This window comes from Streptomyces sp. NPDC018031, assembly GCF_044327625.1.
GTDB lineage: Bacteria > Actinomycetota > Actinomycetes > Streptomycetales > Streptomycetaceae > Streptomyces.
On sequence record NZ_JBIRFT010000004.1, the window covers coordinates 354,203 to 378,205 of the forward strand.

General features: G+C 71.9%; 20 protein-coding genes and 2 tRNA genes. 9 read left to right on the forward strand and 13 right to left on the reverse strand.

Annotated features, from left to right (window positions below; all coding sequences use genetic code 11):
• Positions 1–95 precede the first annotated feature (95 nt).
• On the reverse strand, positions 96–629 hold the full coding sequence (locus tag ACH4B3_RS13835) for a peptidylprolyl isomerase (RefSeq protein WP_398463027.1): 534 nt from the start codon (positions 627–629) through the stop codon (positions 96–98).
• A gap of 460 nt (positions 630–1,089) precedes the next feature.
• Here ACH4B3_RS13835 and ACH4B3_RS13840 point away from each other — a divergent pair, with 460 nt between their 5' ends.
• A complete protein-coding gene (locus ACH4B3_RS13840; RefSeq protein ID WP_398463028.1) occupies positions 1,090–1,812 on the forward strand; it encodes a DUF5324 family protein in 723 nt (240 codons plus the stop codon).
• Positions 1,813–1,900: 88 nt separating this feature from the next.
• Here ACH4B3_RS13840 and ACH4B3_RS13845 read toward each other — a convergent pair.
• Positions 1,901–1,973, reverse strand: a tRNA-Ala gene (locus ACH4B3_RS13845).
• Between the two features lie 120 nt (positions 1,974–2,093).
• Between ACH4B3_RS13845 and ACH4B3_RS13850 the strand changes: the two genes are divergently transcribed.
• Together ACH4B3_RS13850 and ACH4B3_RS13855 are read left to right on the forward strand one after the other, a co-directional pair.
• Positions 2,094–2,636: a helix-turn-helix domain-containing protein gene (locus tag ACH4B3_RS13850; RefSeq protein WP_398463029.1), complete on the forward strand. Its 543-nt coding sequence runs from the start codon at positions 2,094–2,096 to the stop codon at positions 2,634–2,636.
• Between the two features lie 84 nt (positions 2,637–2,720).
• Positions 2,721–4,517, forward strand: a complete 1,797-nt coding sequence (locus ACH4B3_RS13855) for a serine/threonine-protein kinase (RefSeq protein ID WP_398463030.1) — start codon at positions 2,721–2,723, stop codon at positions 4,515–4,517.
• A 192-nt stretch (positions 4,518–4,709) separates the two neighbouring features.
• Here the strand turns inward: ACH4B3_RS13855 and ACH4B3_RS13860 are convergent, their stop codons facing one another.
• From ACH4B3_RS13860 to dnaA, 11 genes are all read right to left on the reverse strand, one after another.
• Positions 4,710–6,071 carry a hypothetical protein gene (locus ACH4B3_RS13860; RefSeq protein ID WP_398463031.1) on the reverse strand — a complete coding sequence of 454 codons (1,362 nt, stop codon included), beginning with the start codon at positions 6,069–6,071 and terminating at the stop codon, positions 4,710–4,712.
• A gap of 157 nt (positions 6,072–6,228) precedes the next feature.
• Positions 6,229–6,363 (reverse strand): DLW-39 family protein, encoded by a 135-nt coding sequence (locus ACH4B3_RS13865; protein ID WP_003958712.1) that lies wholly within the window; start codon positions 6,361–6,363, stop codon positions 6,229–6,231.
• 516 nt (positions 6,364–6,879) lie between these two features.
• Positions 6,880–6,953: transfer RNA gene (locus ACH4B3_RS13870), tRNA-Ile, on the reverse strand.
• Positions 6,954–7,042: 89 nt separating this feature from the next.
• Positions 7,043–7,765 carry a DUF3566 domain-containing protein gene (locus tag ACH4B3_RS13875; RefSeq protein WP_398463032.1) on the reverse strand — a complete coding sequence of 241 codons (723 nt, stop codon included), beginning with the start codon at positions 7,763–7,765 and terminating at the stop codon, positions 7,043–7,045.
• Between the two features lie 3 nt (positions 7,766–7,768).
• Positions 7,769–10,387 carry a DNA gyrase subunit A gene (gene gyrA, locus ACH4B3_RS13880; RefSeq protein WP_398463033.1) on the reverse strand — a complete coding sequence of 873 codons (2,619 nt, stop codon included), beginning with the start codon at positions 10,385–10,387 and terminating at the stop codon, positions 7,769–7,771.
• Positions 10,388–10,431: 44 nt separating this feature from the next.
• The gene (gene gyrB, locus ACH4B3_RS13885) at positions 10,432–12,465 is read right to left on the reverse strand and encodes a DNA topoisomerase (ATP-hydrolyzing) subunit B (RefSeq protein WP_398463034.1); all 2,034 of its coding nucleotides are present in this window, start codon (positions 12,463–12,465) and stop codon (positions 10,432–10,434) included.
• Positions 12,466–12,851: 386 nt separating this feature from the next.
• The gene (locus tag ACH4B3_RS13890; RefSeq protein WP_398463035.1) at positions 12,852–13,415 is read right to left on the reverse strand and encodes a DUF721 domain-containing protein; all 564 of its coding nucleotides are present in this window, start codon (positions 13,413–13,415) and stop codon (positions 12,852–12,854) included.
• Positions 13,412–14,545: a DNA replication/repair protein RecF gene (gene recF / locus ACH4B3_RS13895; protein ID WP_398463036.1), complete on the reverse strand. Its 1,134-nt coding sequence runs from the start codon at positions 14,543–14,545 to the stop codon at positions 13,412–13,414. Before recF ends, ACH4B3_RS13890 begins: the two co-directional genes overlap by 4 nt.
• A gap of 61 nt (positions 14,546–14,606) precedes the next feature.
• Positions 14,607–15,482: a phosphogluconate dehydrogenase (NAD(+)-dependent, decarboxylating) gene (gene gnd / locus ACH4B3_RS13900; protein WP_398463037.1), complete on the reverse strand. Its 876-nt coding sequence runs from the start codon at positions 15,480–15,482 to the stop codon at positions 14,607–14,609.
• A 208-nt stretch (positions 15,483–15,690) separates the two neighbouring features.
• Entirely contained in the window at positions 15,691–16,821 is a 1,131-nt protein-coding gene (gene dnaN, locus ACH4B3_RS13905; RefSeq protein ID WP_398463038.1) for a DNA polymerase III subunit beta, read from the reverse strand.
• 1,463 nt (positions 16,822–18,284) lie between these two features.
• Positions 18,285–20,132 (reverse strand): chromosomal replication initiator protein DnaA, encoded by a 1,848-nt coding sequence (dnaA, locus tag ACH4B3_RS13910; protein WP_398463039.1) that lies wholly within the window; start codon positions 20,130–20,132, stop codon positions 18,285–18,287.
• Between the two features lie 479 nt (positions 20,133–20,611).
• Here dnaA and rpmH point away from each other — a divergent pair, with 479 nt between their 5' ends.
• The 6 genes from rpmH (at position 20,612) to rsmG (ending at position 23,977) form a co-directional block, all read left to right on the forward strand.
• Entirely contained in the window at positions 20,612–20,749 is a 138-nt protein-coding gene (gene rpmH / locus ACH4B3_RS13915) for a 50S ribosomal protein L34 (RefSeq protein ID WP_125638610.1), read from the forward strand.
• Between the two features lie 18 nt (positions 20,750–20,767).
• Positions 20,768–21,160 (forward strand): ribonuclease P protein component, encoded by a 393-nt coding sequence (rnpA, locus tag ACH4B3_RS13920; RefSeq protein WP_398463040.1) that lies wholly within the window; start codon positions 20,768–20,770, stop codon positions 21,158–21,160.
• Positions 21,157–21,474 (forward strand): membrane protein insertion efficiency factor YidD, encoded by a 318-nt coding sequence (yidD, locus tag ACH4B3_RS13925; RefSeq protein WP_398463041.1) that lies wholly within the window; start codon positions 21,157–21,159, stop codon positions 21,472–21,474. The genes rnpA and yidD overlap by 4 nt, the downstream gene beginning before the upstream one ends.
• A gap of 3 nt (positions 21,475–21,477) precedes the next feature.
• Entirely contained in the window at positions 21,478–22,614 is a 1,137-nt protein-coding gene (gene yidC / locus ACH4B3_RS13930) for a membrane protein insertase YidC (protein ID WP_398463042.1), read from the forward strand.
• A 14-nt stretch (positions 22,615–22,628) separates the two neighbouring features.
• Entirely contained in the window at positions 22,629–23,138 is a 510-nt protein-coding gene (locus ACH4B3_RS13935; protein WP_398463043.1) for a protein jag, read from the forward strand.
• 125 nt (positions 23,139–23,263) lie between these two features.
• Positions 23,264–23,977: a 16S rRNA (guanine(527)-N(7))-methyltransferase RsmG gene (gene rsmG, locus ACH4B3_RS13940; protein ID WP_398463044.1), complete on the forward strand. Its 714-nt coding sequence runs from the start codon at positions 23,264–23,266 to the stop codon at positions 23,975–23,977.
• Positions 23,978–24,003: the final 26 nt, after the last annotated feature.

The window sequence follows — 24,003 nt, forward strand, 5'->3', positions numbered from 1 at the left end:
CTGCCCTCAAGACGGACGGGCGGCGCCCCGGGTTCCCGGGGCAGGCCGCGGCCCGTCCGGCGTCGCGGCGCTCCGCGCCCCGCGCCCGGCCCGGTTCAGCCGCTCCGGTGCTCCACCACCACGGACTCGATGACCACGTCCCGCAGCGGCCGCTCGGTGCGCGGATTGGTCGGGGTGTCGGCGATCCGGTCGACCACCCTGCGGCTCGCCGCCTCGGTGACCTCGCCGAAGATGGTGTGCCGGCCGGTGAGCCAGGCGGTCGGGGCGACGGTGACGAAGAACTGGGAGCCGTTGGTGTCCGGCCCCGCGTTGCCCATGGCCACCAGGTACGGCCGGTCGAAGACCAGCTCCGGATGGAACTCGTCGGCGAACTTGTAGCCCGGGTCCCCGATGCCGCTGCCCAGCGGGTCGCCCCCCTGGATCATGAACCCGCTGATCACGCTGTGGAAGACCGTGCCGTCGTACAGCCGGTCCGTCGTCCTGCGTCCGGTCGCGGGGTGGACCCACTCGCGAGCGCCCTCCGCGAGCTCGACGAAGTTGCGGACCGTCCTCGGCGCGTACTCCGGCAGCAGGTGGATCTCGATGTCGCCCAGGGTGGTCTTCAGGGTGGCGTAGAGCTGCTCTGCCACGATCCACCTTCCGTAGTTCTCAGCCGCGCCGGGCTCCCGCCGCCGGTTCCCACCGGCCCCGGCTCACCGGCGCGCTCCGATCCTCGCACGTCCGCGGGGACGAGGAGTAGCACGGCGGGGCTCGCCCCGCCCGCCGCCGGGCGCCCGCGGGCTCCGGCGGCGCGCCGGCCCCCGGAGCGCGCGCCGGGGCACCGTGTGCCCGGGGACAGAGCGGGCGGGGGCGGGTGCGGCCCCGAGCGCGCGCCGGGGCACCCCCGGGCCGGCCGGCGCCGCACCGTCCACCGGCGGCCCGCGTCCACCGGTGACCCGACCGCCATGACCCGGATGCCCGGCCGCGCATGCCGCCCGGCACACCGGCAGGCATGATCTTCAATGAGGCGGAAAGATGACACTTCGCCCAGTAGGGGACGGCCCCCGAGACAGCCGAGCCCCGGAGGACGCCACCGAGGAGGATGATCCCGTGACCCGCACAGACACCGTGCGCGCCGCGACCGGCACCGCGAAGGAGAACGTCCTGCACGCCGCGGAGGTGGTGGCGCCGTACGCCGGCACGGCGAAGGAAGCCGCCACGCACTACGCCCACCAGGCCCGGTCGCGGCTCGGACCCAAGGTGACGCACGCCGCGCACCGCGCCCAGCACGCCACCGCGGCCTGGTACCACGGGCCGGTCGCCCGCCAGGTCGAGAGCGCCCGCGCCGCCCTGCCGCCCGGGGTGGACGCCGCCGCCTGCCGTGCCGCGGCCCGCACCCGGGATGCCGCGCGGCACGCCGCCGACTACACCACCCCCCGGGTCCAGCACGCGCTCGCGGTCGCCGGCCCCGCCCGGGACGAGGCCCTCGCCCGGGGCGCCGCCGCGGTGGCCGCCCTGCGCGGCCAGGTGACCGCGGCGGAGATCGGCAAGCTGGCCAGGCGGCGGGCCCGCCGGGCCCGCAACGTCCGCGCGGTCAAGCGCGTCACGGCCGTCGGGCTGCTGGCCGGCGGCGCCCTCGCCGCCTGGAAGTGGTGGGACAAGCAGGCCAACCCGGACTGGCTCGTCGAGCCGCCCGCGGCCACCGAGGTCGACGAACGCACCACGTTGACGTCGGTGGACGGCGACAAGCCCGGCCCGGTCCGGCTCGACCCGGAACTGCAGGCCCGGTCCGACACCCCGCCCGAGGAGCGCGACGGCGGCAAGGAGGGGTGAGCGTCCCGCGGCCCGGCGGCCCGGGGCGCGGAAACGACGAGAGCCGGGTGGACCCGATCGGGTCCACCCGGCTCTCGTGTGACGTGCGTGGAGCCTAGGAGAGTCGAACTCCTGACATCCGCCATGCAAAGACGGCGCTCTACCAACTGAGCTAAGGCCCCGTCGCCGATCAGGATACCTGTTGCCGGTCCCCTTTCCCGACCGGGTATCGCTCGTGCGTGCCACCGTCCGTAGGATGCCTCGCGAGATTCGCGGCAGCGAAGCGAAGGGGAGAGAGCGAGATGGACGCAGCACAGCAGGATGCCACCGCCCGCGCACGGGAGCTGCAGCGGAGCTGGTACGGGGAACCGCTGGGGGCCCTCTTCCGCCGCCTCATCGACGACCTCGGCCTCAACCAGGCCCGGCTGGCATCCGTCCTCGGTCTTTCCGCGCCCATGCTGTCGCAGCTCATGAGCGGTCAGCGGGCGAAGATCGGCAACCCGGCGGTGGTGCAGCGGGTGCAGGCGCTCCAGGAGCTGTCCAGCCAGGTCGCGGACGGCCGGGTCAGCGCCGCGGAGGCCGCCGAGCGCATGGAGGAGATCAAGAAGTCGGCCGGCGGATCCGTCCTCAACACCCAGCCCACCGCCAGCACCGGCGCGCCCACGGTGCGCCGCGTGGTGCGGGAGATCCAGTCGCTGCTGCGCTCGGTGTCGGCCGCCGGGGACATCATCGAGGCCGCGGACTCGCTCGCCCCCACCCACCCCGAACTGGCAGAGTTCCTGCGGGTGTACGGCGCCGGGCGCACCGCCGACGCCGTCGCCCACTACGAGTCGCACCAGAACTGACCGGCGGTGACCGGCTGAACCACCACCGGTCGCACCTGGATCTCACCGAGCAGGGACGGACGAACGGACGGGCGCGGGCAGGCGATGGGCGAGGTCTTCGCGGGTCGGTACGAGCTGGTGGACCCGATCGGCCGCGGCGGCGTGGGAGCCGTCTGGCGCGCCTGGGACCAGCGACGACGACGCTACGTGGCGGCGAAGGTGCTGCAGCAGAGCGACGCGCACACCCTGTTGAGATTCGTCCGCGAACAGGCGCTGCGCATCGACCATCCGCATGTGCTGGCGCCCGCGAGCTGGGCGGCCGACGACGACAAGGTCCTGTTCACCATGGACCTGGTGGGCGGCGGCTCGTTCGCCCACCTCATCGGTGACTACGGGCCGCTGCCGCCCCGCTATGTCTGCGTACTGCTGGACCAGTTGCTGTCCGGGCTGGCCGCGGTGCACCAGGAGGGGGTGGTGCACCGGGACATCAAACCGGCGAACATCCTGCTGGAGGCGACCGGTACCGGACGGCCGCACGTGCGCCTCTCGGACTTCGGCATCGCCCTGACCAAGGGCGAACCCCGGCTCACCGAGGCCGACTTCGTCATGGGCACCCCCGGGTACTTCGCGCCGGAGCAGATGCAGGGCGCCGACCCGGACTTCCCGGCCGACCTGTTCGCGGTCGGTCTGGTGACGCTCTACCTGATCAGCGGCCACAAGCCCGACGCCGAGGCGATAGTGCGCCGGTTCCAGGAGCAGGGCGTGCCACCGGCCCCGGAGGGGGTGCCGGAACCGCTGTGGCAGGTCGTCGCCACCCTGCTGCAGCCCGACCCGGAAGCGCGGTTCCGGACCGCCACCGGAGCCCGGAAGGCCCTCGCCACGGCCGTCGAGCTGCTGCCGGAGCCGGGCATCGACGACGAGCTGATCGAGGTCTTCGACCACCTCGGCCCACTGCCCGCCGGCTACGGTCCGGACGGGCCGGAGCGCAAAGGGTCGCGTTCGCATCGCAAACCCCCGTCCGCGGAGTCCACGACCGTCTCCCCGGTGCCGCCGGCGACTCCGCAACTGCCGCCGCCCGCCCCGGACACCGGTGGCTTCCCGCTCCCGCCGCCCCGGCCGGACATGATCAGCCCCGGGCCCGCGGCGGTACGGCCCGCCCCGGACGCGCCCGGGCCGGCCGCGGGCCCGGCGGCCGGGGAGCCGGGCCCGGGACGGCGGGCGCCGGCGGCCGGGGCCCCGTACGGTGGCCGGCCGCCGCACCCCGGCCACTACGGCGAACCGGTGCGCCCGTACGACGGTCCGCTGCCGCCGGGGGGCACCGTCCCGCCCGCCCGCGGGCCCGTCCCGCCGCCGGCCGCCGCGCCGCCCGGTGGCCCGGTGCCCCCGCAGGCGCCGCCGCGGCCGCACGGCGCGGCACCCCGGGGATACGGCGCCGCCCTCCCGCCGGACCGGCCGTACGGATCTCCGGCCGGCCGCTACGGGCCCGCCACCGGCGGCCCCGCCACCCCGGCACCGGCACCGCCCGGGGCCGGGCCGGCCGGAGCCCAGACCCCGCCGCCCGGCCCCGCGCCCACCCCGCCACCGACACCGACGCCCACTCCGTCGCTGACACCGACACCGACGCCCACCCCGTCGCTGACACCGACACCGACGCCCACCCCGACCCCGACGCCCGCCTGGCCACCGGCCGTACCGTTCCCCGGGCAGACGACCGGCCCCGCCGCCCGACCCCACGGGACGCCCCGGTGGCAGCCGACCGCCCAGGCCGGGCCGGCCGGGCAGATGGCTCCCGGGGCGGCGGCGCGCAGGCCCGGGCCGCCCGCGAGGGTGGTCGTCCCGGTCCTGCTCCTCGCGGCGCTGTGCTTCGTCGTCGGGGCCTGGGCCTGGCTGGCCTCGGGCTGACCGGCCAGGCGCGGCGGGCCCGGCGATCACCGGACCGCCGGCCCGCTCGGTGACCGGTGGCCGCACCCGGACCCGGCCCGTTCCCGGCCCGTCCCCAGCTCGTTCCCGGCCCCGCCCCGGGGGTGGTGCCGTCCCCCGGCCGGGCCGGCGCCGTCCCGCGTGGCACGGCGGCATGGCGCCGCCCCGCGGCGGTCAGCCTCCCGCGGCGCCCGCCCGGCGGCGCGCGATCACCGTCCACCACCCGAGCCCCAGCAGCAGCGCGGTACCGGTGCCGAAGCCCGCGTACGCCACCGCCCGCAGCGCACGGTTCTCCCCCTCGCCCGGCGACGCCGCCGTTCGCGGCCCGGTCGGCGGCTGCCCGAGGCCCGCTCCGGGGTCGCGGACGTACTCCGGTCCGGGCTGCCGTTCGCCGTCGACCACGACCCGCAGGGTGACCGGCGCCGTGTCCCCGAAGTAGTCGGCCGCGTCCGGGTGCAGGGTCACCGCGAGGTAGTACTCCCCGGCCAGGCTCACCGCCTCGACCTCGCTCTTCGCCCGCGTGTACCGGTTGCCGTACGCCACCGGCGCGGTGCGCTCCAGCACGTCCTCGGCCCGTTCGCCGCGGTACGGCGCGAAGCCGCCGCGCCGCACCAGGCCGTGCATCGGGTTGTACAGGCTCACCCCGAACGCGTCCCCCAGCCGCCGTTCCCGGCCGTCGTCCGCGCCGCCGCCGGCCCGGTCCGCGGGCGAACCGCCTGCGGGCGGCCGGGCGCCGGGCAGTTCGGCCTCGGCGTAGAGCTGCTGCCCCCAGCCGAGCGGCACCCGGAAGAAGCGGGTCTCACCGGGGGCGATCCGGGTCTTCCACACCCCGGTGGACACCAGCCCGGCGGTCCGGAAGTCGGTGCCGCCGGCCCGCTCCCGGGCGCCCGAGGCGTTCCGTTCCGGGACGGCCGGCGGCTCGGTGCTCCAACTGCCCGGCGACGGCGGCGCGGTCGGCCCGCCCTTGACCGCCGGTTCCTGGGCGAACTGCAACTCCAGCGGCCAGCGGGCCGGTTCCCGGTCGTCGTCGCGGCCGCCGGTGCGCTCCACCGCGAAGTCGTAGGTGCCCGCTTCCCGGCAGGGCGAGGCTCCGCCGGGCCGGGGGATCCGCGCGGCGTAACCGGCCAGCGGATAGGCGAGGTCGACCGCTTCGGCGGTCGGGCGGGCCTGGTCGCAGAGCTTGCCGTCGGCGCTCACCAGGGACAGCTTGACGCCGTCGCTGAAGGCGGAGACCGGCGAGCCGGGCCGGGGCACGGCGACCGCCGACACATAGGCGGCGGACTCGCCGTCCAGCCGGACCCGGTAGTGCCGGGTCTCACCCGCCCCGATGGAGTCCACGTAGCTGCCCAGCGGCATCATCGTCGGCGCGTTCCCGGCGGTCGCGGTGCCCCGGATCTCCCGGCCCTGCGGGCGGTAGGCGGCGATCTCCCGGTCACCGTCGGCCGGCGCGGCCCCGGCCGGCCCGGGGAGCCCGGTCACCGCCGCGAGCGCCACCGCCGCCACCAGGCCGGACCTGATCGCGCCGCGGTCCTTCATCCCGCCCCCATCGCTCGTCGTGCCGTCCGTCGCGGGCCCGGGGCCGTCGGCCGGGCGGCGACCGGTCGTTCGCGGCAGTGAACCCACTGCCGCGGGCCGACGTCAACGGGGCCCCGACCGCCATGGCGGTCGGGGCCCCGTTACAGGACTTTATGCCTCAGACACCCGAACCTGCGGGCACGGAGTCGGTCGCCTCCGTCCACAGATCCTGCTCGGCGCGATCCGCCTGGATCTGGCGGTACACGAGGAGCCCGCCGATGGCGGCCAGTGCGACCAGGAGAAGCTTCTTCACCGCGCGACCTCGTCTTTCGTTGACGTAGGGGACCTCTGGCGCCCGATGATACACACCGCCCGATATCAATCGGTGACCTATACCCAGGCAGAAGCGGCAACAACCTGCCGTATCCGGAAGCCGTATGAGATCCGGCCAGTAACCCGCCAGTAACCAGCCACCCCCCGGGCGGTATCCGCGCCACGGGCGGCCTCAGCGCCCGCCTCGGCCCCGCTTCCGGCCCGCCCGCCCCCGGAGACCAGGCAGACCGCCACAGCGCCTGGAAGGGCCACCGAGGGCACGGTGGGGCGCCCTCCGGTGAACGGGCCCGACCGGACTTCCGTCGAACGGCTGCCCACCGCACATCCGGCCGCCGTTCCCGGGCCGCGGGACGCACCCGCCGGAACACGGCACCTCCGCGGGCCGACCGGCGGCGGAACGTGCGGCGGAGCGTCCGGCGGCCGCCCGGGACCGCCACCGCACCGGCCGGGAACAGCGAAGAGCCCCGGCCACAAGGGCCGGGGCTCTTCGCTGCGGTGCGGCTACCAGGACTTGAACCTGGGGCCTCTTCCTTATCAGGGAAGCGCTCTAACCGTCTGAGCTATAGCCGCGCGTTCGCTGCACCGAAAGATTAGCGCACCACCTGCCCTGTCCCAAAATCGGTTCCCGATCGGTCCCCGGCGGGTGGTGCGCCAGCCCGCTACTCGTCCTCCGCCAAGGTCAGCTCGACACCGCCGACGAAGCCCGCGGACAGGTTGTAGATGAAGGCGCCCAGGGTGGCCAGCGCCGTCGCGAGCACCACGTTGATCACCGCGATGATCGAGGTGAACCCCAGTACCCGCGGCAGCGACAGGAAGGACTCCAGGTCGAAGCCGGTGCCCTTCTGGCCCTCGGTGGCCTCGCTGATGGTCCCGCCGACCGTGCTGAAGACGCCCATCGCGTCCATCACCATCCACAGCACCGCCGAGGCGACGACCGTGCAGATGCCCAGGGCGATGGCGAGCAGGAAGCTGACCTTCATCACCGACCAGGGGTCGACCTTGGCCACCCGCAGCCGGGCCTTGCGGGTCCGCGGCAGGGTACGGCCGGCGGCCCCGGAGGCGGCCTGCTTGGGCCGCCGCGCGGTGGCCTTCCGGGCGGCGGTCCCGCCCTGGGCCCCGCCCGCGGCCGCCGGCGGGGCGTAGGCCTGGGGCGGGTGGTACGGCTGCGCGGACTGCTGCCGGGCAGACCGCTCGCCGGGGAGCGGGCCGGCCGCGAACGGCTCGTACTGCGGCCCTCGGGCATCCGTCACGGTTCGCGTTCCCCCTTGGGAGGCGTCAGCCGTGGAGCCACCGGCGCCCGCCGCGGGCGCCGGTCCGGTACCGGACCGCCCCTGGCCGTCCGCACCGCCGCCGCCCGCCGGGGCGCCCGTGGCTCCGCTCACGACTTACTCCTCGGTCTCTTCGGCCGCGGGCGGGGTGCCCTCGGCCGTCACCTCCGGCTCGGCACCGTCGGCCTCGTCGGTCGCGTCGACCTCTTCGGCCTCTCTGCCTGCCTCGGCGTTCCGGGCGATGCCCACGACGGCATCGCGCTTACCCAGGTTGATCAGTTGGACGCCCATGGTGTCACGGCCCGTCTCCCTGACCTCGTTGACCCGCGTGCGGATCACACCGCCGCCGAGGGTGATCGCGAGGATCTCGTCGTTCTCCTCCACGACCAGCGCGCCGACCAGCGAACCGCGGTCCTCCACGATCTTGGCGGCCTTGATGCCCAGGCCGCCGCGACCCTGGACGCGGTACTCGTCCACATTGGTGCGCTTGGCGTACCCACCGTCGGTGGCGGTGAACACGAACGTACCGGGCCGCACGACATTCATCGAGAGGAGTTCGTCCCCCTCGCGGAAGCTCATGCCCTTCACACCCGAGGTGGCACGGCCCATCGGCCGCAGCGTCTCGTCCGTCGCGGTGAACCGGATGGACTGCGCCTTCCTGCTGATGAGCAGCAGGTCGTCGTCGGCCGACACCAGCTCCGCGCCGATCAGCTCGTCCGAGCCGCCGCCCGCCTCGTCCTCGGTCTCCCGCAGGTTGATCGCGATGACACCGCCGGAGCGCGGCGAGTCGTAGTCCTTCAGCGGGGTCTTCTTCACCAGGCCCGCCTTGGTGGCGAGCACCAGGTACGGGACCGCCTCGTAGTCCCGGATCGCCAGGATCTGCGCGATCCGCTCGTCCGGCTGGAAGGCGAGGAGGTTCGCCACGTGCTGGCCGCGGGCGTCCCGGCCGGCGTCGGGCAGCTCGTACGCCTTGGCGCGGTACACCCGGCCCTTGTTGGTGAAGAACAGCAGCCAGTGGTGGGTGGTGGAGACGAAGAAGTGGTCGACGATGTCGTCCTCGCGCAGCTTGGTGCCGCGCACGCCCTTGCCGCCGCGCTTCTGCGAGCGGTAGTCGTCCGTCTTGGTCCGCTTCACATAGCCGCCACGGGTGATGGTGACGACGATGTCCTCCTCGGCGATCAGGTCCTCCATGGACATGTCGCCGTCGAAGGGCACCAGCTGGGAGCGCCGGTCCTCGCCGAACTTCTCGACGATCGCGGTCAGCTCCTCGCTGATGATCTGCCGCTGCCGCTCCGGGGAGGCGAGGATCGCGTTGTACTCGTTGATCTTCGCCTGGAGCTCGTCGTGCTCCTGGATGATCTTCTGGCGCTCCAGGGCGGCCAGCCGGCGCAGCTGCATCTCCAGGATCGCGTTCGCCTGGATCTCGTCGATCTCCAGCAGGCCCATCAGGCCCTCGCGGGCGACGTCGACCGTGTCGCTGCGCCGGATCAGGGCGATGACCTCGTCGATCGCGTCCAGCGCCTTGAGCAGGCCGCGCAGGATGTGGGCCCGCTCCTCCGCCTTGCGCAGCCGGAACCGGGTGCGGCGGACGATGACCTCGACCTGGTGGGTGACCCAGTTGCGGATGAACGCGTCCAGCGACAGGGTGCGCGGCACCCCGTCCACCAGGGCCAGCATGTTGGCCCCGAAGTTGGTCTGGAGGTCGGTGTGCTTGTACAGGTTGTTGAGGACGACCTTGGCGACGGCGTCCCGCTTGAGCACGATCACCAGGCGCTGACCGGTGCGCGAGGAGGTCTCGTCACGGACGTCCGCGATGCCGCCGATCTTGGCTTCCTTCACCAGGTCGGCGATCTTCTGCGCCAGGTTGTCCGGGTTGACCTGGTAGGGCAGCTCGGTGACCACCAGGCACTGGCGGCCCTGGATCTCCTCGACCTCGACCACCGCGCGCATGGTGATCGAGCCGCGGCCGGTCCGGTACGCCTCCTCGATGCCCTTGCGGCCCACCACCAGCGCGCCGGTCGGGAAGTCCGGGCCCTTGACCCGCTCGATCAGCGCGTCGAGCAGTTCCTCGTTGCTCGCGGCCGGGTTGGCCAGGAACCACTGGGCGCCCTCGGCGACCTCGCGCAGGTTGTGCGGCGGGATGTTGGTCGCCATGCCGACCGCGATCCCCGCCGAGCCGTTGACCAGCAGGTTCGGGATACGGGACGGCAGAACGGTCGGTTCCTGGTTACGGCCGTCGTAGTTGTCCTGGAAGTCGACGGTCTCCTCGTCGATGTCCCGGAGCATCTCCATGGCCAGCGGTGCCATCTTGCACTCGGTGTACCGCATGGCGGCGGCCGGGTCGTTGCCCGGCGAACCGAAGTTGCCGTTGGAGTCGACCAGCGGCATCCGCATCGACCAGGGCTGGGCGAGCCGCACCAGCGCGTCGTAGATGGAGGTGTCGCCGTGCGGGTGGTACGTACCCATGACGTCGCCGACGACGCGGGCGCACTTGTAGAAGCCCTTCTCCGGTCGGTACCCGCCGTCGTACATCGCGTACAGCACGCGGCGGTGCACCGGCTTCAGGCCGTCCCGCACATCGGGCAGCGCGCGGCTCACGATCACGCTCATCGCGTAGTCGAGGTACGAGCGCTGCATCTCGGTCTCGAGTCCGACGGTCTCGATGCGCATCGCCGCCCCCTCGGCGGCGGCAGCGGCGGAGGCCTCGGCAGGCGTAGGGGTGTTCTCGTCGGCCATTGCTGGTCAGTGATCCTTTCGAAGCGGTCCGGCGACGGGCCGACTCAGATGTCGAGGAAGCGGACGTCCTTGGCGTTGCGCTGGATGAACGAGCGCCGGGCCTCGACGTCCTCACCCATGAGCACCGAGAACAGGTCGTCCGCCTGGGCGGCGTCGTCGAGGGTGACCTGGCCGAGGACGCGGTGGTCGACGTCCATGGTGGTCACGCGGAGCTCTTCGGCGTTCATCTCGCCCAGACCCTTGAAGCGCTGGACCGAGTCGTCCCTGATCCGCTTGCCCTGCTCGCGGCCGGCCTGGATGAGCGCGTCCCGCTCGCGGTCGGAGTAGGCGTACTCGAAGTCGTCCCGGCCCCACTTGATCTTGTACAGCGGCGGGCGGGAGAGGAAGACGTGCCCGGCCTCGACCAGCGGCCGCATGAAGCGGAAGAGGAAGGTCAGCAGCAGGGTGTTGATGTGCTGGCCGTCGACGTCGGCGTCCGCCATCAGGATGATCTTGTGATAGCGGAGCTTGCCGATGTCGAAGTCGTCGTGCACCCCGGTACCGAACGCCGAGATCAGCGCCTGCACCTCGTTGTTCTGCAGGATCTTGTCGACGCGGGCCTTCTCCACGTTGAGGATCTTGCCGCGGATCGGGAGGATCGCCTGGTACTGCGGGTTCCGGCCGGACTTGGCCGAACCGCCGGCGGAGTCACCCTCGACGATGAAGATCTCGCACTTGGTCGGGTCGTTCGACTGGCAGTCGCTCAGCTTGCCCGGCAGCGACGCGCTCTCCAGCAGGCCCTTGCGGCGGGTCAGGTCGCGCGCCTTGCGGGCCGCCACCCGGGCCGTCGCGGCCTGGATGGACTTGCGGATGATGTCCGCCGCCTCGTTGGGGTTGCGGTCCAGCCAGTCGCCCAGGTACTCGTTGGTGATCTTCTGGACGTAGGTCTTCGCCTCGGTGTTGCCCAGCTTGGTCTTGGTCTGGCCCTCGAACTGCGGCTCGCCCAGCTTCACCGAGATGATCGCGGTCAGGCCCTCGCGGATGTCCTCACCGGTGAGGTTGTCGTCCTTCTCGCGGAGCAGCTTCTTGTCCCGGGCGTACCGGTTGATCAGGCTGGTCAGCGCGGAGCGGAAGCCCTCCTCGTGGGTACCGCCCTCATGGGTGTGGATGGTGTTGGCGAAGCTGTAGACACCCTCGCTGTACTGGGTGTTCCACTGCATCGCCACCTCGACCGAGAGCATCCGCTCCTTGTCCTCGGCCTCGAAGCCGATGACGGTCGGGTGCACCAGCTCGCCCTTGCGCGAGTTCAGGTACTTCACGAAGTCGACGATGCCGCCCTCGTAGTAGTACCGGACGGCGAGCGGGTTGCCGTCCTCGTCGACGTGCGCCTCGCGCCGGTCGGTCAGCGAGATGGTCAGCCCCTTGTTGAGGAACGCCATCTCCTGGAAGCGCCGGGACAGCGTCTCGAAGGAGTACTCGGTGGTCTCGAAGACGTCCGCGTCGGCCCAGAAGGTGACCGTGGTGCCGGTCTCGCCGACCTGCTCGTTCTTGGCCAGCGGAGCCGTCGGCACACCGAGCTTGTAGTCCTGGGTCCAGCGGTAGCCGTCCCGCTTGACCTCGACGGCCACCCGGCTGGACAGCGCGTTGACGACCGAGACACCGACACCGTGCAGACCACCGGAGACCGCGTACCCGCCGCCGCCGAACTTGCCGCCCGCGTGCAGCACGGTCAGCACGACCTCGACGGCCGGCTTCTTCTCCACCGGGTGCAGGTCGACCGGGATGCCACGGCCGTTGTCCACCACGCGCACCCCGCCGTCCGGCAGGATCGTGACGTCGATGGTGTCCGCGTGCCCGGCGAGCGCCTCGTCGACGGAGTTGTCGACCACCTCGTAGACCAGGTGGTGAAGGCCGCGCTCGCCGGTGGAACCGATGTACATACCGGGGCGCTTGCGGACCGCGTCCAGACCCTCCAGGACGGTGATCGCGCTGGCGTCGTACGACGGCGGCGGTGCCGATGCCTCGCCGTCGTCGCCGGACGGGATGTTCTCGTTGAGGTTGCCGGAATCGGCCACGAAGCGCCCTTTCTGGCACAGCACAAGCCGTCTCCGGGGCTGGCGGGAGCGGCTGCGTCGTTCAGTGCTTGTCGACGTGTCCACGCGAACTACGCGGGATTACCACCAGTCTACCGGTAGCAGCGACATGAATGGGGGTTTGCGGGCGCCTGAGTACCCATGTGCCGCCCTGAACCTCCCGCAGCCGACTCCCCATATCTGGGTACGGGCTCCAAGAGGCTCACACCGGCACTCAGCGCTTCCGACTGTCAACCGCGGGCTACCGTGACCGGGGTCACGCGACAGCCGCCGACGAACCGGTTGTCCACACCCCTGGAAGCCCCGGCACACCACCCCATCGCATGACCATGCGAGCACGTGTGCGAACCGGTACGGGCCGCCGACGGGTGCGGCTCGGGACCGCCCCCGGCTCAGCCGTAGGTATCGCCGTAACCGGTGCTGCCCGGCGCCCGCAGCGGCCCGTACCGGCGCGCGGGGCCGCCCGGCCCCTGCACCTTGATCAGCCGGACCGTGCCCTGCCCCAGGTCCTGGTTGAGCCGGGCCACCAGCTGCGGCGCCAGCAGCCGCAACTGCGTCGCCCACACCGTCGAATCGCAGCTCACGGTCAGCACCCGGGCGTCCTCGTCGTACCGCAGCGGCGCACAGTGCTGGGCCACCTCCGGCCCGACCAGCTGCGGCCAGCGGCCCATCACCCCGCCCACCGCCGCCGGGGTCTCCCAGCCCCGCTCGGTGATCAGCCGGTTGATCGCCGCGCCCAGCGGCAGCGGGTCCCGGCCGTCGGCGCGCGCCCCCGACCGCAGCCCCCCGCGGCGCGCCTGCTTCCGCTGCTGCGCGGCGGCCCCCCGCGCCCGGGCCTGCTCCTTCGCCGCCCGCAGCGCCACCCGCGCCAGATCCACCCCGGAGGGCGCCGCGGCCGGGGCCCCCACCGGACCGGCGTCCGGGGTCCGCGGGCCGTTGACCGGCTGCTCGCTCATACCCGCTCGACCGTGCCCTCCGCGACCGCGTACCGGGCGCCGCGCAGCACGTCCGGTACGTCGTCGTCCACCGCCGCGGTCACCAGGACCTGCTCGCCCGGCGCCACCAGCTCCGCCAGCCGCTCCCGCCGCCGCGCGTCCAGCTCGGCGAAGACGTCGTCCAGGATCAGCACCGGGTCGGTGGACTCGGCCCGCAGCAGCTCGTACGAGCCCAGCCGCAGCGCCAGCGCGTAGCTCCAGGACTCCCCGTGACTGGCGTACCCCTTGGCCGGCAGCTGCCCCAGCCGCAGCACCAGGTCGTCCCGGTGCGGGCCGACCAGGGTCACGCCGCGCTCGATCTCCTGCTTGCGGGCGCCGCCGAGCGCGTCCAGCAGCACCCCGTACAGCTCCTCCCGCGTCCCGGCGGTGAGCGGCTCGGGGCCGGTCGAGGCGCGGTAGTCGAAGGCCACCGGGCCACCGCCCGGCGCCAGCTGCTCGTAGGCCTTGTCGGCCAGCGGCTGCAGGGCCGCGATCAGATCGAGCCGCTGGGCGAGCAGCTCGGCGCCGGCCCGTGCCAGGTGCTGGTCCCACACGTCCAGGGTGGACAGGTCCGTTCCCGACCGCCCGCCGTGCCGCCGGGCCATGGCGGCGGACTTCAGCAGCGTGTTGCGCTGCTTGAGCACCCGGTCGTAGTCCCCGCGCACCCCGGCCATCCGCGGACTGCGCGCGGTGACCAGTTCGTCGAGGAACCGGCGCCGCTCCCCGGGGTCCCCCTTGACCAGCGCCAGGTCCTCCGGCGCGAACAGCACCGTCCGCAGGATTCCGAGCACATCACGCGGCCTGACCTGCGAGGACCTGTTGATGCGGGCCCGGTTGGCCTTGCCCGGGTTGAGCTCCAGCTCGATCAGCTGCCGGCGCTCGCCCTGCACCACCGCGGCCCGCACGATCGCCCGGTCGGCGCCCATCCGCACCAGCGGGGCGTCCGCGGAGACCCGGTGGCTGCCCAGCGTCGCCAGATAGCCGATCGCCTCGACCAGATTGGTCTTGCCCTGGCCGTTGGGGCCGACGAACGCCGTGACGCCCGGGTCGAGCGGAACCTCGGCCCGGGCGTACGAGCGGAAGTCGGCGAGTGAGAGATGTGTGACGTGCACGGTTTTCCTGCCGACCTCCCCCGGCGTGCGGTGCTTGCTGTTTCTTCCGGTGGCCCGGCTGCTACTTGTTCTCCACCGCGTGGCCGCCGAACTGGTTGCGCAGCGCGGCGATCATCTTCATCTGCGGGGAGTCGTCCTGGCGGGACGCGAAGCGCGCGAAGAGCGACGCGGTGATCGCGGGCAGCGGCACCGCGTTGTCGATCGCGGCCTCCACCGTCCACCGGCCCTCGCCGGAGTCCGCGGCGTAGCCCCGCAGCTTCTCCAGGTGCTCGTCGTCGTCGAGCGCGCGGACCGCCAGGTCCAGCAGCCAGGAGCGGATGACCGTGCCCTCCTGCCAGGAGCGGAAGACCTCGCGGACGTCGGTGACCGAGTCCACCGCCTCCAGCAGCTCCCAGCCCTCGGCGAAGGCCTGCATCATCGCGTACTCGATGCCGTTGTGGACCATCTTCGCGAAGTGGCCGGCGCCGACCTTGCCCGCGTGGACCGCGCCGAACTCCCCCTCGGGCTTGAGCGCGTCGAAGACCGGCTGCACCTTCGCCACGTGCTCGGCGTCGCCGCCGTACATCAGGGCGTAGCCGTTCTCCAGGCCCCACACCCCGCCGGAGACGCCGCAGTCGACGAAGCCGATGCCCTTGGCGGCCAGCTGCTCGGCGTGCTTCTCGTCGTCGGTCCAGCGCGAGTTGCCGCCGTCGACGACCACGTCGCCGGGCGAGAGCAGCTCGGCGAGCTCGTCGATGGTGGTCTGGGTCGCCACCCCGGCCGGCACCATGACCCACACGACGCGTGGCCCCTGCAGCCGTCCCACCAGCTCTTCGAGGCTGTGCACATCGGCGATGTCCGGGTTGCGGTCGTATCCGATGACGGTGTGGCCTGCGCGGCGGATGCGCTCGCGCATGTTGCCGCCCATCTTGCCGAGGCCGACGAGACCGAGCTCCATCAGTGATCCTTCATGACGTAGTCCTTGCGCTGTCGCGCGCTTCGTACCCGGGTCCGAGCCTACGCCCGCCATCCCGTGCACATCCGTGGGCTCAGCCGCTCAACGGTGGCGGGGCGGGACCCGGGAGGGCACCGCCCCGCCGGCCGCCGGGCGACGGCCGCAGCGGTCACCGCCCCCCGCGGAGGAGGGCCGGACCGCGGAGCGCGGGTCAGCCGGAGAGCCGGACCGGCATGATCAGGTACTTGTACGCGTCGTCCGCCTCCGCGTCCACCGCCGGGCGGCCGCTGAGCAGCGCCGGCTTGGTGGAGGTGGTGAACGACAGCTGGGCGACCGGGGCGTCGATCGCGCTCAGTCCGTCCAGCAGGAAGGTCGGGTTGAAGGCGATCGAGATGTCGTCGCCCTCGAGCTGGGCGTCCACCCGCTCCACAGCCTGTGCGTCGTCGCTCGAGCCGGCCTCCAGGATCAGCACGCCCTGCTCGAAGCTCAGCCGGACCGGGGTGTTCCGCTCGGCCACCAGGGCCACGCGCTTGACGGCCTCCACGAACGGCGCCGTCTCGATCACCGCCACCGAGTTGAACTCGGTCGGGAACAGCGTCCGGTACTTCGGCAGGTCGCCTTCGAGGAGCCGGGTCGTGGTGCGGCGGCCGGCGCCCTCGAAACCGATCAGGCCCTCGCCCGCGCCCGCGCCGGAGAGCGCCAGTGCCACGGTGTCGCCGCTGGTCAGCGACTTGGCCGTGTCCAGCAGCGTCTTGGCGGGGACCAGCGCGACCGCGGAGATGTCCGGGGTCTCCGGCTTCCACAGGAACTCGCGGACCGCGAAGCGGTAGCGGTCGGTGGAGGCCAGCGTGACGGTGTCGCCCTCGATCTCGATCCGCACACCGGTGAGCACCGGGAGGGTGTCGTCCCGACCGGCGGCGATGGCGACCTGGGCGGCGGCGGCGGCGAAGACCTCACCGGGCACGGTGCCGGTGGCGGTGGGCATCTGGGGCAGGGCCGGGTACTCCTCCACGGGCAGGGTGTGGAGGGTGAAGCGCGAGGAGCCGCAGAGCACGGTGACCCGTACACCGTCTGTGGAAATCTCCACCGGCCGGTTGGGGAGCGAACGGCAGATGTCGGCCAGCAGCCGGCCGGACACCAGGACGGTGCCCTCCTCGTCGATGTCCGCCTCCACCGAGACCCGGGCCGAGACCTCGTAGTCGAAGCCGGAGAGGCTCAGCGCGCCCTCCTCGGCCTTCAGCAGGAGGCCGGCGAGGACCGGCACCGGCGGACGGGCCGGAAGGCTGCGGGCCGCCCAGGCCACTGCCTCCGCCAGTACATCGCGCTCCACCCGGATCTTCACCGTAAGCCGCCTCCTGCTTGTTGCTGGCTCGCCTTGCTGGCCTTCGTCGTCGGCTGACTGCCGCCAGACCAGTCTGACGCACGCCACCGACAGCGTGGACGGCTCGGGGTCAAGTCGGAGCGAGGGGCCCCGGGCGGCTCGGCGCCGAGTTGTGCACAGGCCCCGCTTCGAAACGATTTCCGCGCTCTCTCTACGTGGTCGTAGTAGTAGGGCCTGTGGAAACCGTGGAAAACCTGCTTTGCGCAGGTCAGACCCGCTTTTTTATCCACTGCCCCTGTGGGTGGAGGCAGTGGATAACCAGGGGGTGCTGTGGATCGGGGAAAGTTCTGCACACCCGATGCACAGGGGATGCCTGGTTCTCCCCAGCGGCATCCCCAGTTTTACCCAGGTTCCCCACAGCCCAATCAGGCATCTTCATGTGACGCCTTTCACTCGCACCGGCGACGAGGGGTGTTGTGTTGCCGAACAGTGGACAAGGGTGTGGAGAAGCTGTGGGCAAGGGCCGGTTCGCTGTGGGCGGCCGGTGGACAACGCGGAGCGGGTGCTGTGGACAGATCCTTCATCCACAGTCTGTGGAAGCCCGTCGGCCACAAATCCACAACCGGCTGACCTGGGCTGATCATCATCCCCGATGACGAGCTGTGGACAAGATCGGGACAACCTCGGCTTCCCCAGGGTGTGGACGGTGGAAAACCGCGATTCCTGTGGAGAAACGGAGCCTCGGGACAGGTAATCGAACACGGCGGCAGCCCTGTTCGGTGCGGGTGTGCGGACCACGGAGCGTCCGGAAGCGGATCTGACGGCCCGGGAAGCCCCCGAGCGGCCCTGGGGAAGGCCGCGGGAAGCCCGCCGGAAGGCCCTCCACAGACTCCTGGGAGGTGTGGGGAAGCCGTTCCGGGGAAGCCGGCGGAGGCTCTGCGGAGGCTCTCGGGGAACTCTCGGGAAGCCGGCGGAGGCTCTTGGGGGCAGGCGGCTGGGCGCTCGCCGGAAGCCTCCGGGCCTTCGGGGACGTGCCTGCGGGAGGTCGGCAGGCAGCTCGCCGGAAGCCTTCGGGTACGGGCCTGCGGATGGCTCTCGGGAGCGTGCCGGAGGAGGCCGTCGAGAGGCCTCGGGGAGCCGCGGGAGCGCCGCCAGGTGTCCCGGGAAGCTTTCCCGGACGCGTTCGGTCGCGCCTCGGACGGGTTCCGGACGTGTCCCGTCGCGCCCCGGACGGGCCTCGGGCGCGCCCCGGACGGGCCTCGGGCGGGCCCCGGACGGGCCCGGGCGCGAAGCTGGGCGTGCCTCGGGCGGGCTCCGGCGGGTGGTGCGGGGGCTTAGGCGCTTGCGGCCGCCGCCGGCGCGTGTCCGGCCGCGGACGGCGCGAAGGGCGCCGCGGAGTCCTCCTCCGAAGCGCCCTCGGCGGCCCGCCACACCGCCTCCGCCGGCCCGGCGGGCCCGTGGCGGAGTCCGGGCGGCCCGGCCGGTCAGCCGTTCTTGATGCGGTTCGTCAGCTCGGTGACCTGGTTGTAGATCGAGCGCCGCTCGGCCATCAGCGCCCGGATCTTGCGGTCCGCGTGCATCACGGTCGTGTGGTCGCGGCCGCCGAACTGGGCGCCGATCTTCGGCAGCGACAGGTCGGTGAGCTCGCGGCACAGGTACATCGCGATCTGCCGTGCGGTGACCAGCACCCGGCTGCGCGAGGCCCCGCACAGGTCGTCCACGGTGTGCCCGAAGTAGTCCGCGGTCGCCGCCATGATGGCGGGGGCGGTGATCTCCGGGGCGGCGTCCTCACCGCCGGGGATCAGGTCCTTCAGCACGATCTCGGTCAGCCCCAGGTCCACCGGCTGCCGGTTGAGGCTGGCGAACGCGGTGACGCGGATCAGCGCGCCCTCCAGCTCGCGGATGTTCCGGGAGATCCGCGAGGCGATGAACTCCAGCACCTCCGGCGGCGCGTTCAGCTGCTCCTGGACCGCCTTCTTCCGCAGGATCGCGATGCGGGTCTCCAGCTCCGGCGGCTGCACATCGGTGATCAGTCCCCACTCGAAGCGGTTGCGGAGCCGGTCCTCCAGCGTCACCAGCTGCTTGGGCGGCCGGTCCGAGGACAGCACGATCTGCTTGTTGGCGTTGTGCAGGGTGTTGAAGGTGTGGAAGAACTCCTCCTGCGTGGACTCCTTGCTGGCCAGGAACTGGATGTCGTCGACCAGCAGGATGTCCATGTCGCGGTAGCGCTTGCGGAACGCGTCCGCCTTGCCGTCGCGGATGGAGTTGATGAACTCGTTGGTGAACTCCTCGGAGCTCACGTAGCGCACCCGGGTCCCCGGGTACAGGCTGCGGGCGTAGTGCCCGATCGCATGGAGCAGGTGGGTCTTCCCCAGGCCGGACTCGCCGTAGATGAACAGCGGGTTGTAGGCCTTGGCGGGTGCCTCGGCGACCGCGACGGCGGCCGCGTGGGCGAAGCGGTTCGACGCCCCGATGACGAAGGTGTCGAAGAGGTACTTGGGGTTCAGCCGGGCCGTCGGCTCACCGGGGCCGGTGGCGGGCGCGGGCTGCGCGGCGAGCGGTCCGGGAGCGCCGGTGGGCGCCCCGGGGACGGCCTGGCCCCCCGGACCGCGGTGGCCGCCGGGGCCGGCGTGGTCCCCCGGGCCGGGACGGCCGGCCGGTCCGACGCGCGGCCGGTCCGTCGGCTCGCCGTGGTCGCGGCGCTGCTGCTCGTACGGGCGCCGGCCGTGCTGCGGGGCGTACGGGTCGCCGGCGTCGGCGAAACCGCCGAGCCGCGGCTGCTGCCAGCCGTACTCCTCCTGCGGGCGGGGCCAGGCGCCGGGCTCGGGGCGCTGCTGGGGGTAGTCGGGATACGCGGGACGGGCGGTGGGCAGCTCGTCCGACGGCCTGCCGTAGCCGTCGTAGTTCTCCCGGCCCTCCCGCTCGTACGGCTCGCGGGCGTCCCGGCCGGTCTCGTAGCCCTCGCGCTGGTCCCGGCCGTCGTACGGCTCGCGCTGCGGTTCCTCGTAGCGCGAGGACGGCTGCTGGTGGCGCTGCGGCGGGGCGGGCGGCTCGCCCGCGGAGTCGTCGACGGTGATCGCGATCCGGATCGGGCGCCCGCACTCGCGGCTGAGGGTCTCGCTGATCAGCGGCGCCAGCCGGCCTTCGAGCACCCCCTTGGCGAACTCGTTGGGCACGGCGAGCAGGGCGGTGTCGGCCACCAGCGCCAAGGGCTGGCACCGCTTGATCCAGTGCTCGTCCTTCGCCTCGACGCCGTGGCCGCGCCCCTCGCCGAGGAGCTGCTCCAGCACGCGTGGCCACACTGCGGCAAGATCGGCAGGTACGTCAGCCACAGGGCACGCTCTCTCACTCGCTGGGTGGGGGACGCCGACAGGTCCCACCGATGTGTGGTTCTCGGGACGGGCGGGAAGGATTCGGAGCCCAGCTACGGTAGTCAGGCCGAGGTGTGCGGTTCAAGTCGTTGTCCACAGGGTGTGTACAAATGTGCCATGTATGGACGCCCGGCGTTCTACTGACCCCGTGACCCGGCGGACTCCGGGCCCGGAACCGGCGGCTCCGGGAGCCCGCCGCGGTGCCTCCCATCCCGCCCGCACGGGGCCCGGCGGGGCACCGGTTTGACCGGACGGCCACGCCGCGCGTACCGTAACCAGGTCGAGTTGTCGATGGCTGCTGCCGCCTGCCTCCGATGGGCAAAGACCACTCCGTGTGGTCGTGAAGCGGTGCACTCGGGCGTATTGCGAGCTTCTCGTGGGCGCACGGTGACAGCCAGGCGATGTCCCGCCATCACCCGATTCATTTCTGGAGCCCCCGAGTGAGCAAGCGCACCTTCCAGCCGAACAACCGCCGCCGCGCTAAGACCCACGGCTTCCGGCTGCGGATGCGCACCCGTGCCGGCCGCGCGATTCTCGCGGCCCGCCGTGGCAAGGGTCGCGCGCGTCTTTCCGCCTGATCGCATCAAGGTCATGACGTGCTGCCTACCGAGCATCGGCTGAGGCGGCGCGAGGACTTTGCGACCGCGGTACGCCGAGGACGCAGGGCCGGGCGCCCGCTCCTCGTCGTCCATCTTCGTAGCGGTACAACGGACCCGCACGCACCTGGGGAGAGTGCTCTCCCGGTGCGTGCGGGTTTCGTCGTCAGCAAGGCGGTCGGCGGCGCGGTGGTCCGCAACCTGGTGAAGCGGAGGCTTCGCCATCTGATGCGGGACCGCCTCGACCGTCTGCCCGCGGGTAGCCTGGTGGTCGTAAGGGCGCTGCCCGGTGCCGGTGAGGCGGACCACGAGGAACTGGCCCGCGACCTGGACACCGCTCTGCGGCGTCTGCTCGGTGCCCCTACCGGAGGTAAGGGGACGGTACCGCGATGAAGTACCCACTGCTCTGGCTGATCAAGCTGTACCAGTGGACCATCAGCCCGATGCTGGGGCCGGTCTGCAAGTACTACCCGTCGTGCTCGCACTATGGCTACACGGCCATCAACGTGCACGGCGCGGTGAAAGGGACGGCGCTGACGGCCTGGCGCATCCTGCGCTGCAATCCATGGTCGTCCGGTGGTGTCGATCATGTCCCTCCCCGGAAGCGTCCGGTCTGGCATCAGCGGCTGAGGAGCCGCCTCGGCGGGCAGACCGCTCTACCGCCCGCCGCACAGCCCGAGACTCAGCCCAATGCCCAAGGAGCCTGATTCGTGGACACGATCCTCGGTCCTCTTTATGACGCAGTTTCCTGGATCATCGTCCAGTTCCACTCGTTCTACAGCCTCATCTTCGACGAGGACAGTGGCTGGGCGTGGGGTCTGTCCATCGCTTCGCTGGTGGTGCTGATCCGCATCTGTCTGATCCCGCTCTTCGTGAAGCAGATCAAGGCGACGCGGAACATGCAGGTGCTCCAGCCGAAGATCAAGGCGATCCAGGAGCGCTACAAGTCCGACCGGCAGCGCCAGTCGGAAGAGATGATGAAGCTCTACAAGGAGACGGGCACCAACCCGCTCTCCAGCTGTCTTCCGATCCTGGCTCAGGCGCCGTTCTTCCTCGCGCTCTACCAGGTGCTGAACAAGATCGCGAACGGCCACAAGGTCGGCTTCATCGACGACCAGTCGCTGGTGGACAGCGCCCGTGAGGCGCACATCTTCGGTGCCCCCATCGCCGTGAAGTTCATGTCGAGCGAGGAGAAGGTCCAGGCTCTCGGGGCCACGCTCACCGATGTGCGGGTCGTCACGATCACCATGATCGTGCTGATGTCGGCCTCGCAGTTCTTCACGCAGCGCCAGCTGATGACCAAGAACGTCGACCTGTCCGTGAAGACGCCCTTCATGCAGCAGCAGAAGGTGCTGATGTATGTCTTCCCGATCATGTTCGCCGTCTTCGGCATCAACTTCCCGGTCGGTGTCCTGCTGTACTGGCTGACCACCAACCTGTGGACCATGGGCCAGCAGATGTACATCATCCGCCGGAACCCCACCCCGGGCAGCGTGGCCTACCAGAAGCGCCAGGAGCGGCTGCGGGCCAAGGGCAAGATCACCGAGCCTCCGGCCGAGGTCGAGGCGAAGAAGGCCGCCGAGGCCGCGCGCGCCAACCGCCAGCAGCCCAAGCGCCAGAGCAAGTCGCAGCGCCAGTCGGGTCCGACCACGGGCCAGCCGCAGACCAGGTCCCGCGCCGAATCCGGCTCCACGGATGTGAGCAAGACCGGCGACTCCCCGTCGCTGGAGAAGAAGAGCCCGCAGAAGAAGGGGGCGCAGGGCGGTAAGTCGGCCGGCGGCTCCCGTAACGCCAAGTCCGGGCAGCGCAAGGGCCAGCAGCGGCCCAAGCACCCGTCCAAGAAGTAAGAAGGAGTCCATCCGTGACGGAAGGCACCATGCCAGCTGCCGAGGCGGGCGACACCCTGACCCGCCTCGAGCAGGAGGGGGAGATCGCGGCCGACTACCTGGAGGGGCTGCTGGATATCGCGGACCTCGACGGCGACATCGATATGGACGTCGAGGCCGACCGCGCCGCAGTGTCGATCATCAGTGACTCGACCAGTCGCGACCTGCAGAAGCTGGTGGGACGCGATGGTGAGGTGCTGGAGGCACTCCAGGAGCTGACCCGTCTCGCGGTGCACCGGGAGACCGGTGACCGCAGCCGGCTGATGCTGGACATCGCCGGTTTCCGGGCCCGCAAGCGGGAGGAGCTCACCGAGCTGGGCGCCAAGGCCGTGGATGAGGCCAAGGAGAGCGGGCAGCCGGTGAAGCTCAAGGCGATGACCCCCTTCGAGCGCAAGGTGGTCCACGACGCGGTCGCGGCCGCCGGTCTCCGCAGCGAGTCCGAGGGCGAGGAGCCCAACCGTCGAGTGGTAGTGCTCCCCGCCTGACCCGGGCGGGTGCCACCGGGCCGGCCCGGTGCACGAAAACCCCACGGCCCCGTCTGTCCGCAGGCGGGGCCGTATCTTGTCAGCCTGATATCAGCAGAGTGCCTTGGTATGGAAGGACGGTTCTCGTGACGGAAGCAGAGGAGCTCCCCCCGGCGCCGGAGGTGGCGGAGGACGTTTTCGGTGAGCGCTTCCCGGAGGCCGTTCGGTACGGCGAGCTGCTGGCTGATGTGGGGGTCGCCCGTGGACTGATCGGTCCCCGGGAGGTGCCGCGGTTGTGGGAGCGGCATCTGCTCAACTGCGCGGTGCTCTCCGAGGTGGTGCCCGACGGTGTCACCGTGTGCGACGTCGGGTCGGGTGCGGGACTGCCGGGCATTCCGCTGGCACTGAGCCGCCCGGATCTGCGGATCACCCTGCTGGAGCCGCTGCTGCGCCGTACGAACTTCCTCCAGGAGATGGTCGAGCTGCTGGGGCTGGACCATGTGACGGTGGTGCGCGGCCGGGCGGAAGAGGTCCTGGGCAAGCTGCCGCCGGTGCATGTGGTGACGGCCCGCGCCGTCGCCCCGCTGGACCGGCTCGCGGGCTGGGGCGTGCCGCTGCTCCGTCCCTACGGCGAGATGCTGCTGCTCAAGGGGGACACCGCGGAGGAGGAGCTGAAGCAGTCGCGGGCGGCCCTGAGCAAGCTGGGTGTGGTGGAGACGTCGATCCTGCACGTCGGTGAGGGCATCGTGGACCCGCTGTCGACCGTGGTCCGGGTGGAGGTCGGGGAGAGCCCGGGCGGTGTCCGCTTCGCGGCCAAGCGGGCCAAGGCGGCTCGGAAGGGTACGCGCCGCCGTCGCTGACCATGCCGGGGGCGGCCCTCGGGGAG

Excerpts from the sequence above, each read along its gene's own strand:
- ACH4B3_RS13850 (WP_398463029.1), top strand. The coding sequence starts at position 2,094 with ATGGACGCAGCACAGCAGGATGCCACCGCCCGCGCACGGGAGCTGCAG.
- ACH4B3_RS13855 (WP_398463030.1), top strand. The coding sequence starts at position 2,721 with ATGGGCGAGGTCTTCGCGGGTCGGTACGAGCTGGTGGACCCGATCGGC.
- ACH4B3_RS13860 (WP_398463031.1), bottom strand. The coding sequence starts at position 6,071 with ATGAAGGACCGCGGCGCGATCAGGTCCGGCCTGGTGGCGGCGGTGGCG.
- gyrA (WP_398463033.1), bottom strand. The coding sequence starts at position 10,387 with ATGGCCGACGAGAACACCCCTACGCCTGCCGAGGCCTCCGCCGCTGCC.
- ACH4B3_RS13890 (WP_398463035.1), bottom strand. The coding sequence starts at position 13,415 with ATGAGCGAGCAGCCGGTCAACGGCCCGCGGACCCCGGACGCCGGTCCG.
- gnd (WP_398463037.1), bottom strand. The coding sequence starts at position 15,482 with ATGGAGCTCGGTCTCGTCGGCCTCGGCAAGATGGGCGGCAACATGCGC.
- yidD (WP_398463041.1), top strand. The coding sequence starts at position 21,157 with ATGAAGTACCCACTGCTCTGGCTGATCAAGCTGTACCAGTGGACCATC.